This window comes from Xylanimonas sp. McL0601, from assembly GCF_049852175.1.
Classification (GTDB): domain Bacteria; phylum Actinomycetota; class Actinomycetes; order Actinomycetales; family Cellulomonadaceae; genus Xylanimonas.
Window position 1 is genome coordinate 147,962 of record NZ_CP187527.1, and the last position, 13,261, is coordinate 161,222.

11 protein-coding genes are annotated in these 13,261 nt (G+C 72.5%); 7 read left to right on the top strand and 4 right to left on the bottom strand.

Features of this window, described 5'->3' with window-relative positions; translation table 11 throughout:
* Nucleotides 1–127: 127 nt before the first annotated feature.
* Together ACO4JP_RS00670 and ACO4JP_RS00675 are read left to right on the top strand one after the other, a co-directional pair.
* Nucleotides 128–2,158 carry a heparinase II/III domain-containing protein gene (locus tag ACO4JP_RS00670; protein WP_425955483.1) on the top strand — a complete coding sequence of 677 codons (2,031 nt, stop codon included), beginning with the start codon at nt 128–130 and terminating at the stop codon, nt 2,156–2,158.
* Nucleotides 2,155–3,255 (top strand): substrate-binding domain-containing protein, encoded by a 1,101-nt coding sequence (locus ACO4JP_RS00675; protein WP_425955484.1) that lies wholly within the window; start codon nt 2,155–2,157, stop codon nt 3,253–3,255. Before ACO4JP_RS00670 ends, ACO4JP_RS00675 begins: the two co-directional genes overlap by 4 nt.
* 33 nt (nt 3,256–3,288) lie before the next feature.
* Here ACO4JP_RS00675 and ACO4JP_RS00680 read toward each other — a convergent pair whose 3' ends face one another.
* Together ACO4JP_RS00680 and ACO4JP_RS00685 are read right to left on the bottom strand one after the other, a co-directional pair.
* A complete protein-coding gene (locus ACO4JP_RS00680) occupies nt 3,289–4,455 on the bottom strand; it encodes an arabinan endo-1,5-alpha-L-arabinosidase (RefSeq protein WP_425955485.1) in 1,167 nt (388 codons plus the stop codon).
* Nucleotides 4,452–5,966 (bottom strand): alpha-N-arabinofuranosidase, encoded by a 1,515-nt coding sequence (locus tag ACO4JP_RS00685; RefSeq protein WP_425955486.1) that lies wholly within the window; start codon nt 5,964–5,966, stop codon nt 4,452–4,454. Before ACO4JP_RS00685 ends, ACO4JP_RS00680 begins: the two co-directional genes overlap by 4 nt.
* 426 nt (nt 5,967–6,392) lie before the next feature.
* Here ACO4JP_RS00685 and ACO4JP_RS00690 point away from each other — a divergent pair, with 426 nt between their 5' ends.
* The 5 genes from ACO4JP_RS00690 (at nt 6,393) to ACO4JP_RS00710 (ending at nt 11,843) form a co-directional block, all read left to right on the top strand.
* A complete protein-coding gene (locus tag ACO4JP_RS00690; RefSeq protein ID WP_425955487.1) occupies nt 6,393–7,742 on the top strand; it encodes an ABC transporter substrate-binding protein in 1,350 nt (449 codons plus the stop codon).
* An 84-nt stretch (nt 7,743–7,826) separates the two neighbouring features.
* The gene (locus ACO4JP_RS00695; RefSeq protein ID WP_425955488.1) at nt 7,827–8,795 is read left to right on the top strand and encodes a carbohydrate ABC transporter permease; all 969 of its coding nucleotides are present in this window, start codon (nt 7,827–7,829) and stop codon (nt 8,793–8,795) included.
* Nucleotides 8,796–8,805: 10 nt separating this feature from the next.
* Entirely contained in the window at nt 8,806–9,714 is a 909-nt protein-coding gene (locus ACO4JP_RS00700; protein WP_425955489.1) for a carbohydrate ABC transporter permease, read from the top strand.
* Between the two features lie 4 nt (nt 9,715–9,718).
* Nucleotides 9,719–11,137: an arabinan endo-1,5-alpha-L-arabinosidase gene (locus ACO4JP_RS00705; protein ID WP_425955490.1), complete on the top strand. Its 1,419-nt coding sequence runs from the start codon at nt 9,719–9,721 to the stop codon at nt 11,135–11,137.
* A gap of 1 nt (nt 11,138) precedes the next feature.
* Nucleotides 11,139–11,843 carry a YesL family protein gene (locus ACO4JP_RS00710; protein WP_425955491.1) on the top strand — a complete coding sequence of 235 codons (705 nt, stop codon included), beginning with the start codon at nt 11,139–11,141 and terminating at the stop codon, nt 11,841–11,843.
* Nucleotides 11,844–11,865: 22 nt separating this feature from the next.
* Here the strand turns inward: ACO4JP_RS00710 and ACO4JP_RS00715 are convergent, their stop codons facing one another.
* Together ACO4JP_RS00715 and ACO4JP_RS00720 are read right to left on the bottom strand one after the other, a co-directional pair.
* On the bottom strand, nt 11,866–12,948 hold the full coding sequence (locus tag ACO4JP_RS00715; protein ID WP_425955492.1) for a LacI family DNA-binding transcriptional regulator: 1,083 nt from the start codon (nt 12,946–12,948) through the stop codon (nt 11,866–11,868).
* Nucleotides 12,945–13,121 (bottom strand): hypothetical protein, encoded by a 177-nt coding sequence (locus ACO4JP_RS00720; protein WP_425955493.1) that lies wholly within the window; start codon nt 13,119–13,121, stop codon nt 12,945–12,947. Before ACO4JP_RS00720 ends, ACO4JP_RS00715 begins: the two co-directional genes overlap by 4 nt.
* Between the last annotated feature and the right edge of the window lie 140 nt (nt 13,122–13,261).

A 13,261-nucleotide genomic window follows, 5' to 3' on the forward strand; every position in this document is an offset into this window, starting at 1 on the left:
AGCGAAGGTATTGACCCTCGATTGCGATCGGCAACCATCGTGATGTATTTGTTACTTTCGGTTGTGATCGCTTTCGGGCTACGCTCAGCGCGGACTCGTCGACGAGGGCGAGCGAGAGGAGCAGAGGTTGCCAGCCCTGGACGATGCCGTCCCCGCCTTCCGCGGACCGCTCGCCGCGGCGTTCGCCGACGCGCTTGACTCCACCCCTCTGCGGACGCTCCTGCTCCCGCCCGGCGCCGTGCTCCCCGTCGCGCCGGCCACCGACCGCGCGACCTGGGACCTTACGACCGGCACCGCCGACCGCGTCACGCTCGACGACGTCGTCGCGCGCGCCCGGGCCGACGTGGGCACGCCCTGGCCGATCCCCCTCGCCAGCACCGCCGTCCGCCGTTACCGCGACGGCGACCGGACCGCGCACGAGGCGCTGGTCTTCGCGCGGACGCGGCGGGTGTCGCGAGCGGTCGTCGCGGCGGCGGCCGCCGCGTCGGACCCCGCCGGCGACACCTGGCTCGACGAGGCCGTCGACGGCCTCCTGCAGCTGTGCGAGCAGTCGTCGTGGTGCTGGCCGGCGCACGACGACACGCTCGAGCGCCACGGCGCCGTCGTCCCCACGGTCACGGACCCCTACCTCGACCTGGGCGCCGGCGAGGTGGCCGCGCAGCTCGCGTGGGCCGACCAGCTGCTCGGCCCGCTGCTCGAGGCACGCTGGCCCGGCGTGCGCTCCCGGCTGCGGCACGAGGCGCGGGTGCGCGTGCTCGAGCCGTTCGTCCGCCGCCGCGACTGGCACTGGATCGGGCTCGACGGCGACCCGCACAACTGGAACCCCTGGATCCACGGCAACGTCCTGGTCGCCGCGCTGCGCCTGCTCGACTCTCCCGACGACGCGGCGCTGCGCGAGCACGTGGTCGCCCTCGTGATCGAGGGCCTGGACCGCTACGTCGCGAACCTGCCCGACGACGGCGCCGTCGACGAGGGCTTCCACTACTGGTGGAACGGCGCCGGCCGGGCGCTCGAGGCGCTCGAGCTGCTCGCGCACGCGACCGCCGGAGCGCTCGACGCGACGGCGGTGCCGGCGCTGCGCGCGACCGTCGCGTTCCCGCACCGCGTCCACCTGGGCGGGCCCTGGCACCTGAACCTCGCGGACGGGCCGGCCCGCGCCTCGGCCGACGCGACCTGGGCGCCGCTGCACCGTGCGGCCCGGCGCGCGGGCGACGCCGACGCGCTCGCGCACGCGGCCGCGCACCGCGTCCCGGGGACGCCGGCCGCGTCCGAGGCCGAGGGCCTCGGCCGGCTCCTGCGCACCCTGACCGACGACGCATGGGTGCGCGCGGCCGGCGCGCGGTCGCCGCTGCCCCGCGACGTGTGGCTGCCGTCTGTCCAGGTGCTCGTGGCACGCGAGCGCCCCGGCTCCGACACCGGCCTGACCTTGGCCGCCAAGGGCGGTCACAACGGCGAGCACCACAACCACGCCGACGTGGGGTCGTTCGTCGTGGCCTCCGACGGCGTGCCGGTGCTGGTCGACGCGGGCCGCCCGACGTACACGGCGGCGACGTTCGGGCCGGACCGGTACTCGGTCTGGCCGATGCAGAGCGCGTGGCACAACGTCCCGGAGGTGCGTGGGGCAGCGCAGGGGATCGGCAGACGGTTCGCCGCGTCCGTCGTCCGCGCGGTCACCCGCGCCGGCGAGGACGGCGCCGAGAGCAGCGCTGAAGACCGCGCCTCCGGCGTCGCGCTCGACCTCGCCGAGGTCTTCCCCGTCCCCGGGCTGCGCACGTGGCGCCGCGAGGCGGTGCTGCATCGCGCGCCGAGCGCGCGCGTCGAGGTCCGCGACGCCTGGGAGCTCGACGCGTGGGACGGCCCAGGGGACGAGCCGCCCACGGTCGTGCGCCTCCTCGTCGCGGGCGAGGTGTCGCTGCACCACGGGGGCGCCGTCGTCGTCCCGCTCGACGGTGCGACTCCGGTGCGCCTGAGCTGGCCCGCCGACCTCCCGGCGAGCCGCACCGTGCGCGAGCTCGACGACCCGATGCTCTCGGCCGTGTGGGGCGAGCGGCTGACGCGGGTCGAGCTCGACGTGACCCACCGACGTGACGTCGTCGTCGCCGTCGTGCAGCAACCGACCACGCCCGACCCGCCAGCCGCCCCCGAGGAGACCCGATGACGGAGCACGCCCCACGCGCCCCGCTCGCCGCCGAGCGCCGCGCCCACGTCCTCGCGGCCCTCGGGCGCGAGGGCGTGGTGCGCGTCGCGGACCTGGTCGCCGAGCTCGGCGTCACGCCCGTGACGATCCGGCGCGACATCGCGAACATCGAGGCCGAGGGGCTGCTCCATCGCGTCCACGGCGGCGCGGTGGTCCGCATGGAGGGCGAGGAGGGCGTGCGCGACGGGGGCCGGCCGTCGCCGACGACGAGCGTCGGCGTGCTGGTGCCGTCGCTCGACTACTACTGGCCGGGCGTCGTGCGCGGCGTGGAGGCGGCGGCCGCCGCACAGGGGCTTCGCACGCAGCTGCGGGGGTCGTCGTACGAGGCCGCCGACGAGCGACCCGCCGTGCGTCGACTCGTCGAGACGGACGGGGTGCGCGGGCTGCTGCTCGCCCCCAACACGGACAGCCCGCACGCGCAGGACCTGCTGCAGTGGCTCGCGACGTCGGGCGTACCGAGCGTGCTCGTGGAGCGCGAGGGGTCGCTCGCCCCGCACCGCGAGGCGCTCGAGTCCGTGACCACGGACCACGCGCTCGGCGCGCTGATGGCCGTCCACCACCTCGCCGACCTGGGCCACCGGCGGGTGGGGCTCGTGCTGTCGCGGCAGTCGCCGACCTCGCGCAAGATCGCGGCCGGCTGGCGCCGCGCGTGCGCCCAGCTGGAGCTCGCCGCGAACGAGCACTTCGAGCGCACGATCCCGGACCGGCGTCAACCGGACTTCTCGGACATCGTGGACTCCGTGCTCGAGACGGCGCTCTCCTCAGGCACCACGGCCCTGCTCGTGCACTCGGACCCGGACGCCATGGCGTTCGTGCAGCACGCGCAGGACCGCGGCGTCTCGGTGCCCGGCGACCTGTCCGTAGTGGCGTACGACGACGAGGTGGCGAGGCTCTACAGCCCGGCCCTCACCGCCGTGAGCCCGCCGCGGGCGGCCGTCGGCCATGCCGCCGTCGACCTGCTGGTCAAGCGCCTCGCCGATCCCACCCGGCCGGTGCACCGCGTGGTGCTGAGCCCCCAGCTCGTGGTCCGCGAGTCGACGGCCCCGGCGCACCGCTGACTGGCGGCGGTGACCGGGGGCCCGCGAGCCGGCTCAGCCCTCCCGCTGAGCCAGCTCGTCGGCCGTCCACGCGACGGGCCAGCCGTCGTCGGTCCACGCGAGCCTGCGGATCGCCAACCGGAAGTCGCCGCCCTGCGACGCGTCGTAGTAGTGGAACGCCAGGTAGCCCTTCGAGTACGACTGCCCTCCCGGGCCGACCATGTCGCCGTTCGACATGAGCAGGGAACGCCCGCCGTCGAGCGTGAGGTCCCGGCCCTTGTCGTCGACGTAGGGGCCCTGGACCGACCGCGAGCGCCCGACCGCGATGTTGTAGGTCGAGTCGGTGCCCCGGCAGCACGTGTCGCGCGAGAAGAACAGGTAGTACCAGCCGTCGTGCCGCACGAGGTACGGCGCCTCGATCGCGTCGGGGGCGCCGATGCGGCTCGCGATGTTCACGGGCTCGGCGTCGGGGTGCGCCGGCTTGCCGTCCGGCCACGCGAGCTCGACGAGCTGGATGCCGCCCCAGAACGAACCGAACGCCATCCACGGCGTCCCGTCCTGGTCGGTGATGACGCCCGCGTCGATCGCGTTGAAGTTGTCCTCGCCCGCGGCGGACCGCACCACCTCGCCCTGGTCGACCCATGCGTACGCGGGGTCGTCGGGGTCGAGCGTGGTGTTGGTCATGAGCCCGATGACCGAGGTGTTCGAGCCGAACGTCGACGCCGCGTAGTAGAGGTACCAGGTGCCGTCGTGCTCGACGACGTCGGGGGCCCAGAAGTTCTGGACGCCCGGGACCGCGTCGTAGACCCACTGGGGCCGCGTGCTCGCGTCCCACACGGTGCCGGCGTTCTCCCAGGTGCGCCCGCCGTCGGTGGACCGGCGCACCTGGGGCGAGCCGAACCCGACGCGCACGTCGCCGGTCGAGAACACGTACCAGGGCTCGCCCTCGTCGCCCACGACGAGCGCGGGGTCGTGGGTGTGGATGTCGCCGGACAGCTCGAGCGCGGTCGCCGCCGGGGCGGCGTCGGCCATCACCCACCGCGCGCCGACGACGACGAGCACCGCGACCAGCGCGACGACGGTCGCGCCGACGGCGACGACCCGGCGGCGACGCCGCGGCGCGGGGGCCGGGGCGTCGCCGGCGTCGGTGCGCGCGAGGGCCGTCGCCAGGGACGACTCCGGCGACGGCGTCCCCGTGGGGGCTTCCGCGCGCTCGGTCACGGGCGTGCCGCGAGGCGCACGACGTTCCACGAGACCGGCGGGACCTCGAGGGTGAGCCGGCCGTCCGCGACCTGGGCGGTCGCGTTGGCGCGCGGCGCCACCGAGGCGTCGTCGTCGGCCGTGGCCTGCCACAGGTGGTCGGGGTTCGACAGCGTGCTGGCCTCGACGAGCTGGAGGCCCGGGATCGAGCGCAGGTCGACGTCGAGGCGGGCGGGCTCCGTCGTCGAGCGGTTGACGGCGAAGAGGGCGACCTCGCCAATCTCCGCGTCGTACGTCGCGACGGCGTCGGCGAGCGCGGCGTCGCCGTACTTCGCGGTCTCGTAGGTCGCGACGTCGAGCGCGACGCGCAGCACCTCGCCGCGGGCGTAGCGCGACGCCTGGGCGAACGGGTGGAAGATCGTCTGCTTCCAGGCGCGGCCGCCAGGCTCGGTCATGATCGGTGCGATGACGTTGACGAGCTGCGCGAGCGAGGCGGCGTGCACGCGGTCGGTGTGCCGCAGCAGGCTGATGAGCAGGTTGCCGACGACGACGGCGTCCGCGACGTTGTACTTGTCCTCGAGCAGGACGGGCGCGACGGGCCAGTCGCTCCCGGTCGGCGGCTTGGACTCGGCGCGGTGCTGGTACCAGACGTTCCACTCGTCGAACGAGACGTGGATGCGCTTCGAGACCTTCTTGTGCGCGCGCACCGCGTCGGCGGTGGCGGAGACGGACTCGATGAAGTGGTCCATGTCCGTCGCCGAGGCGAGGAACGAGCCGAGGTCGCCGTCCTCCTCCCAGTAGTAGGCGTGGGCGGAGATCATGTCGACGTACTCGTACGCCTCGCCCAGCACGATCTGCTCCCACTCGCCGAAGGTGGGGATGGACACGCCGGAGGAGCCGCACGCGACGAGCTCGAGGTCGGGCTGGATCATGCGCATCGCCCGCGCGGTCTCGGTCGCGAGCCGGCCGTACTCGTACGCCGTCTTGTGGCCGATCTGCCAGGGGCCGTCCATCTCGTTGCCGAGGCACCACATCTTGATGTCGTGCGGCTCGGGCGAGCCGTTCTGGCGGCGCAGGTCCGACCAGCGGGTGCCGCTCTCGACGTTGCAGTACTCGAGCAGGTCGAGCGCCTCCTGCACGCCGCGCGTGCCGAGGTTGACGGCCATCATCGGCTCGACGTCGGCGGCCCGCGTCCAGCGCACGAACTCGTCGACGCCCACGATGTTGGGCTCGGTCGAGTGCCACGCGAGGTCGAGCCGGCGGGGACGCTGCTCGACCGGGCCGATGCCGTCCTCCCAGCGGTAGCCCGAGACGAAGTTGCCGCCGGGGTAGCGGACCGTGCTGACACCCAGGTCGCGGGTGAGCTCGACGACGTCCTTGCGGAACCCGTCGGCGTCGGCGGTCGGGTGCTCGGGGTCGTGGATGCCGGTGTAGACGCAGCGACCGAGGTGCTCGACGAAGGAGCCGAACGTGCGGCGGCGGACCGGTCCCACGCGGAACGCGGGGTCGAGGGTGATGCTCACGGGGATCATGCAGGGTGCTCCTGTCCGGTGGTGCTGGTGCGCCGCGCCCAGGTCGTTCGGGGCGCCGGGCGGCGTCGGCCCTTGTCGAGGGGGCCGCGCCGTCTACATCGTTGTAGAAGAACCATGCCCGACATGCGGCCTCCTCGTCAACGGCCCGGCACCGGGGCGAAGGTGCAAGCCAGCACACCGCGCGCAAGGTAGGCTCGCGCGCCCCGAGGCTCGTCGTCGTGACCGGATCGTTGCTTGACCGATCATCGCAAGCCGTGCCATCTTGTGCAACGTTGTAGATCAACGTTGTAGAAGTTCGGCGTTGACACCACATCGGAAGGTCAAAGGTGACCAGCGAGACGGCCGGACGGCGCATGGTGGCGCTTGTCCCGGTCCGCCCCGCCGTCGTATGACCTGTCCGGACTGATGACCGGAAGGCAGGGACAGATGAACAGGAAGCAGGTCGCCGCGGGGGCGATCGTCGCGCTCGTGGGCGCCATGGCGCTCACCGCGTGCTCGAGCAGCGACGGAGGCGGTGACGCGGGCGGCGCGAAGGAGATCACCTTCATGTTCCGCGGCGGCCCGGACGAGAAGGCGGCCTACCAGGCGGCGATCGACAAGTACACCGCCGACACGGGCGTGAAGGTCAACGTCATCGTCACCGATGCCGACCAGTACGCCACCAAGCTCCAGGCGGCGGTCGCCGGCCACAACGTGCCGGACGTGTTCTACATCGAGCAGGCGAGCCTGCAGTCCTACGTGGCCTCGGGTGTCCTCATGGACATCACCGACGAGGTCGCGAAGTCGGGCGTCAACCTCGACAACATCTGGCAGTACGGCGTCGACTCCTACCGCTTCGACGGCAAGGTGCAGGGCACGCACGAGGGCAAGCTCTACGGCCTGCCGAAGGACGTCGGCCCGTTCTCGTTCGGCTACAACAAGACGATGCTCGAGAAGGCCGGGATCCCGCTGCCCGACAAGGACAAGCCCCTGACCTGGGACGAGTTCGTCGACATCTCCAAAAAGCTCACCACGGACACCGACGGCGACGGCAAGGTCGACCAGTGGGGCACCGGCCTCAACGTGCAGTGGAACCTGCAGTCGATGGTGTGGAGCAACGGCGGCGACTGGACCAATGCGGACCACACCAAGGTCACCGTCGACACGCCCGAGTTCGCCGAGGCGCTGCAGAAGTTCGCCGACCTGACGAACGTCGACCAGGTCACGCCGTCGGCCTCCGACGCCGCGACGCTCGACACCTACCAGCGCTGGATGGCCGGCCAGATCGGCTTCTTCCCGGTGGGCCCGTGGGACGTCTCGGTCTACAACGACCTCGACTTCGACTACGACCTGATCCCCTGGCCGACCGTCGGCGACGCCGGCGCGGCCACGTGGCTCGGCTCGCTCGGCATCGGCGTCTCGAACACGACGAAGTACCCGCAGGAGGCCGTGAACCTCGTGACCTACCTGTCGGCCGACTCGGACGCGATGAAGACGCTCGTCGACGCCAACATCCAGATCCCGAACCTCAAGGACGTCGCGAAGACCTGGGCGGAGGAGCCGGGCGCCGAGCCCGCCAACCGCCAGGAGTTCCTCGACATCGCGGAGGACTACGGCCGCGCCATGCCCGCCGCGTTCACCTACGGCGCGGAGTGGTACGACGAGCTCTGGACGAACATCCAGCCCGTCCTCGACGGCAAGCAGACCGCTGCCGACTACCTCGCCGAGGTGCAGCCGAAGATGCAGTCGCTGCTCGACCAGTCGATCGAGAACGCCAAGCAGGCTTCCGCCGGCTGAGCGTGACGGTCACGGGCCCGGCCGCGTGCGCGCGGCCGGGCCCCGCCCCGGCCCTCCCCGTCTCGAGAACGAGAGGACGTCGCGATGACGCGAGCCCTGGCCCCTGAGGCCCCCGTCGTGCCGGCCGAGCCGCACACGGACCCGCAGCCGACGGTGCGCAGCAGGCGTGACCGCAACCGGCTCCACCGCACCGAGCACCGCTGGGCGCTCGCCTTCGTGGCACCACCCGTCATCGGGTTCCTGCTGTTCACGCTCTACCCGATCGCGTTCGCCTTCTACGCCTCGCTCACGAGCTGGAACGGCCTCGGGCCGATGCGGTTCGTGGGGTTCGACAACTATGTGGCGCTGCTCCAGGACGAGTACTTCCGCAAGAGCCTGTGGAACACGTTTTTCTACATGATTGGCATCCCGATCGGTCTGGTGCTCTCGCTGCTGCTCGCGATCGCGCTCAACCGCCGCATCCCGGGCCGCACGGCGTTCCGCACCATCTACTACATCCCGGTGATCTCGTCGCTCGCGGCGATCGCGATCGTCTGGCAGTTCGCGTACAACGGCGACTTCGGCCTCGTGAACCAGGTGCTTGCCTGGTTCGGCATCACGGGCCCGGACTGGCTGCAGAACACCGCCACCGTGAAGCCCGCGATCATCCTCATGGCCGTCTGGAAGGGCCTCGGGTACTCGATGCTCCTGTACCTGGCCGCCATCCAGTCCGTGCCCGCCTCGCTCTACGAGGCTGCGTCGCTCGACGGCGCCGGCGCCTTCCAGAAGTTCCGCTCCATCACCCTGCCGATGGTGCGGCCGGTGACCTTCTTCCTCGTCGTCACCAACATCATCGGCGGCGCGCAGATCTTCACCGAGATCAACATCATGACCCCGGGCGGCGGACCCGAGTTCAGCTCCGCCTCGGTTGTCTGGTACATCTGGCGCAAGGCCTTCAAGTACCAGCAGATGGGCTACGCGACGTCGATGGCGATCGTGCTGGGGCTCATCGTGTTCGTCATCACCCTCATCCAGTTCCGCCTCAACCGGCGCAACAGCTTCAGCATCGAGTGAGGCCGAGACCATGACCGCGATCCCCACCCTCACGCGCCCGTCCACCGCCGCTGCGCCGGACGCGCCCCGCCGCTCGCGCTCGGTGCGCACCGAGAGCCGCGCCACCAACGCCGTGCTGTTCGTCGTCCTCGCGATCTTCGCGGTCGCGATGGCTGCTCCACTCCTGTGGATGTTCACGACGGCGATCAAGACGAAGGCCGAGGTCTTCGCGCTGCCGCCGATCCTGTGGCCCGACTCCCCGCAGTGGGACACGTTCGTGCGCATGTGGTCCGACGCACCCATCCTGTCGGGCTTCAAGAACAGCTTCATCGTCGCGACGACCGTGACCGTGATCGGCTCGTTCTCCTCGGCGCTCGCCGCGTTCACGCTCGCGAAGCTGCGGCTGCCCTACAAGAACGCGATCTTCCTCGGCCTGCTGACCGGCCTGATGGTGCCGTACCCGACGGTGATGATCCCGCAGTTCGTGATGTTCTCCCGGCTGCACTGGGTCGACACCCTGCTGCCGCTGATCGTCCCGCTGCTGTTCGGCAACATCATCATGATCTTCTTCCTCCGCCAGTACCTCGAGACGGTCCCGGACTCGCTCATCGAGGCGGCGAAGATCGACGGCGCGTCGTACTTCACGATCTTCAGCAGGCTCGTCCTGCCGCTGATCCGCCCGGCCATCGCGGCGCAGTTCATCCTCTGGTTCATGGCGGTGTGGAACGACTACCTCGCGCCGGTCCTGTACCTGAACTCGCCCGAGAAGCAGACGCTGCAGGTGGTCATCGCCAACCTCAACGTCGAGTTCGCCACCCAGCGCGACTACCCGCTGATCATGGGCGCGTCGTTCGTCGCGCTGCTGCCGATCCTCATCGTCTTCCTCGTGTTCCAGCGGCAGATCATCGAGTCGGTCGCGCTCACCGGCACCAAGGGCTAGACGCGTGACCACCACTGAACCGGCCCTGGTGCCGGACACCGCGAGCTGGGGGGCCGAGCACGCCCACGACCCGACGGCGGTGCGGGACGACGACGGGAAGTACTGGCTGTACTCCACCGACGCCTGGTCCGACGGACCGGTGCGTGGCGGGGTCCAGATCCGCCGGTCAGCCGACCTGGTCGACTGGCAGTTCCACGGGTGGGCGCTGCCCGGCGTGCCGGAGTCGGCACGCGAGCTGACCGGGGCGCGGGGTCTGTGGGCACCCGAGGTCGTGCGGGTCCCGGGCGCGGGGGCGCCCGGGACCCCGGAGTGGCGCATGTACTGGTCGGCGTCGACGTTCGGCTCGCGCACCTCGGCGATCGGACTCGCCGTGGCGCCGCACCCGAGCGGGCCGTGGACGCACCGCGGCGTCGTCGTGACCAGCACGCATGACGGGGTCGAGGCCGGCGTGGCCGCCGGCCGCTCGCCGCACGGCAGGGGCGCGCCCAACGCGATCGACGCCAACGTCGTCGTCGAGCACGACGCCGACGGCACACCCCGGCACTGGCTCGTGTACGGGTCGTTCTTCGGCGGGCTGCACGCGATCGAGCTCGATCCTGCGACGGGCCTCGCCCTCGGGCAGCCCGACGGCGAGCCGCACCCCGGCCCTGGGACGCTGCTCGCGCGGCGCCCGGCCGCCGTCGAGGGCGCGCTCGAGGGCGCGTTCGTGCTGCCCCGGCCGGTCGGCGGCTGGGCGCTCATCGCCTCCTGGGACTCGCTGTTCGACACCTACCACCTGCGCGCCGGGGTCTCGGAGCAGGTCATGGGTCCGTATGTGGACCGGACGGGCCGCGACCTGCGCGACGACGCCGCCGACGACGCGACGGGAATCCCGGCCTCGGCCGGTACCGCGGTGCTCACGGGTCACCGGCTGCCCGACGGACCGGGCCTCCGCGGCCCGGGGCACGCCTCGGTGCTGACCGAGGACCTGCCCGACGGCACGCGCCAGCTCCTCGTGCACCACGTCCGCGACGCCGAGGCGCCGACGCGTCACCGCGTGCAGGTGCGCCTGCTGGCGTGGACGCACGACGGCTGGCCCGTCGTGAGCCTGCGCCCGTGGGCCGGCACCGAGCACGAGCGGCTCCCCCGCCGCGACTGGCCGGTCGACCCGCGCGTGCTCGCGGGCACGTGGGACCTCGTCGACCTGTCGGCCGCGCCGCACGAGGTGCAGCCCACGCACGCCGGCACGCTCGACGTGGACGACGTCGTCGCGCACGGCGAGGGGCGGTTCTCGTGGACCTGGCCGTCCGGTGCCCGGGCACAAGCCGTGGTGATGCCCGCATGGGACGCCGAGCGTGAGCTGCCCACGTGGACCTTCGCGGCCGTCGACGACAGCGGCCGGACCCTGGCGGGTTCGCGTCGCGAGCCGGCGGACAATCTCTGACATGACCGGCACCGACCCGCAGCGTCCCGCCGAGCCGTCGCGCGCCCCGAAGGCGAGCGCGACGGCCGCCGAGGGCACCGGGTGGGCCGCCCGCACCATGGGCGCCCTGCGCTGGGCCGAGCACCTGGTGCTCGCCCAGCTGCTGGTCGTGGTCGGCACGCTCGCGGGTGGCGTCGTGCTCGGGCTGTACCCCGCGCTCGACGCCGCCGGCCGGCTCCTGTCCCGGCTGCCCGCCGGCGACGCGTCGACGTCGGTGTGGCTCGACTTCTGGCGCGCGTGGCGCGGGGGCTTCCGCCGGGCCAACCTGCTCGGTGCCCCAGTTACAGCCGCCGGAGCGCTCCTGCTGGTCGACGGCGGCGTAGCCCGGGCCGCCACGGGCCCCGTGCACGCCGCGCTGACCGTGGGGCTCGTCGTCGTCGGCCTGTGGATCGTGCTGGTGCTCGCCTACCTGGCACCCGTGCTGCGACGCTACGACGACGGGTTCGTGCGCACGTGGCGCTTTCTGCTGCTGGTCCCAGCGGCCGCACCGGCGGTGTCGGCGGCGCTGGTGGTCACGCTCGGCGTGCTCGCGGTGCTGTTCTGGTCCGTGCCGGTGCTCGGGGCGCTGGGGGGCGTGAGCCTGCCGCTGCTGGTCTCGGGCTGGATGGCCGACCTGCAGCTCGACCGGGTCGACGAGCGCGTCGGGGCCCGCGCGCCGGCGGTCTGAGCCGGCCGGGCGGGAGGCACCGTCAGCCCGCCGTCGACTCCCGCTCGACGATCGAGAAGTCGGCGATGACCTGCTGGAACGGTCGCTCCGGTGCCGGGTCCTGGATGCGCTGCAGCAGCAGGTCGACGGCGGTGCGGGCGATCTCCTCGCGGCCCGGGTGCACTGTCGACATCGTGGGCGAGGAGTACGCCGTCTCCTCGATGTCGTCGAACCCGATGACGGCGATCTGGCCGGGGACGTCGATGCGGCGGTCGTGCAGCACGTGCAGCGCACCGAGCGCGAGGGCGTCGTTCAGGCCGAACACCGCGTCCATCACCACGCCGGCGTCGAGCAGCTGCGCCATCGCCTCCGCACCCGTGGCGCGGTGCCACAGCCCTGCCTCGGCGACGAGCGCGGGGTCGAACGGGATGCCCGCCTGGTCCAGCGCCTTGCGGTAGCCCTGGACGCGCAGCGCGGCCGAGCCGACCGACTCCCCCGCGTGCGCGCCGAGCACGGCGATGCGGCGGCGACCGCGCTCGATGAGGTGCAGCGTCGCCGCGCACGCCGCCTCGACGTTGCTCATCGTGACGTGGTCGGCGGGCCCGCCGAAGATGCGCTCGCCGAGCAGCACCATCGGGTAGTCGACCACCGCGAGCTCCCCGATGTCGTCGGGGCCAAGCGCGAGCGGCGAGTAGATGAGGCCGTCGGTGAACTGCCGCCGCTCGCCGCGCAGCACCTCGAGCTCGCGCTCGCGCACCGACCCGGTCTGCTCGATCAGCACCGTCACGCCGCGCTCGTCGGCCGCCTGGATCACGGAGTCCGCGAGCTCGGCGAAGTACGGCAGCGACAGCTCGGGGACGGCGAGCCCGATGAGGCCCGTGCGGCCGCGGCGCAGGTTGCGCGCGCTGAGGTTGACGTGGAAGCCGAGCTCGGCGATCGCCACCTCGACCTTCTCGCGCGTGGACTCGCGGATGTAGGGGTAGCCGTTGACGACGTTCGAGACCGTCTTGACGGACACCTCCGCGCGCGCCGCGACGTCGCGCATGGTGACGCCGCCGCGACGGCCGCTCCCGGCAGCTCTCCCCGTGGCGTCGGCCGGCACACCGGGCACGGCCTGAGTCGTCATGGCGTCACCGTAGCCACGGGAATCCAGACGCGCATAGCGCCCGGCGTGCGCTCGCCCCAGGCGTGGTCGAAGCCGCCGTCGAGGCGGACTGCGTCGAACGGCAGCGGGCGGGCGGGCGCGTGCGGGGCGCGCGGGGAACACGGGCCGTCGAGCGACGTTGCAAGCTGGACCACCCGGGGATCGTACATCGTTGTAGAAGTCGCGAGCGTCGCGCGGCGGTCATTGGCGGGCTACCCCCGTCGCCCGGTGGCGGCGTAGGGATTCGAGCCGGTCCCCCGCCGGCCCGCGAGCGCCGTCGTGCACAGGTTGCGCC

Bases quoted from the DNA above. Each gene is read 5' to 3' on its own strand.
- ACO4JP_RS00685 (WP_425955486.1), bottom strand. From the start codon at position 5,966: ATGATCCCCGTGAGCATCACCCTCGACCCCGCGTTCCGCGTGGGACCG.
- ACO4JP_RS00675 (WP_425955484.1), top strand. From the start codon at position 2,155: ATGACGGAGCACGCCCCACGCGCCCCGCTCGCCGCCGAGCGCCGCGCC.
- ACO4JP_RS00700 (WP_425955489.1), top strand. From the start codon at position 8,806: ATGACCGCGATCCCCACCCTCACGCGCCCGTCCACCGCCGCTGCGCCG.
- ACO4JP_RS00715 (WP_425955492.1), bottom strand. From the start codon at position 12,948: ATGACGACTCAGGCCGTGCCCGGTGTGCCGGCCGACGCCACGGGGAGA.
- ACO4JP_RS00695 (WP_425955488.1), top strand. From the start codon at position 7,827: ATGACGCGAGCCCTGGCCCCTGAGGCCCCCGTCGTGCCGGCCGAGCCG.
- ACO4JP_RS00690 (WP_425955487.1), top strand. From the start codon at position 6,393: ATGAACAGGAAGCAGGTCGCCGCGGGGGCGATCGTCGCGCTCGTGGGC.
- ACO4JP_RS00710 (WP_425955491.1), top strand. From the start codon at position 11,139: ATGACCGGCACCGACCCGCAGCGTCCCGCCGAGCCGTCGCGCGCCCCG.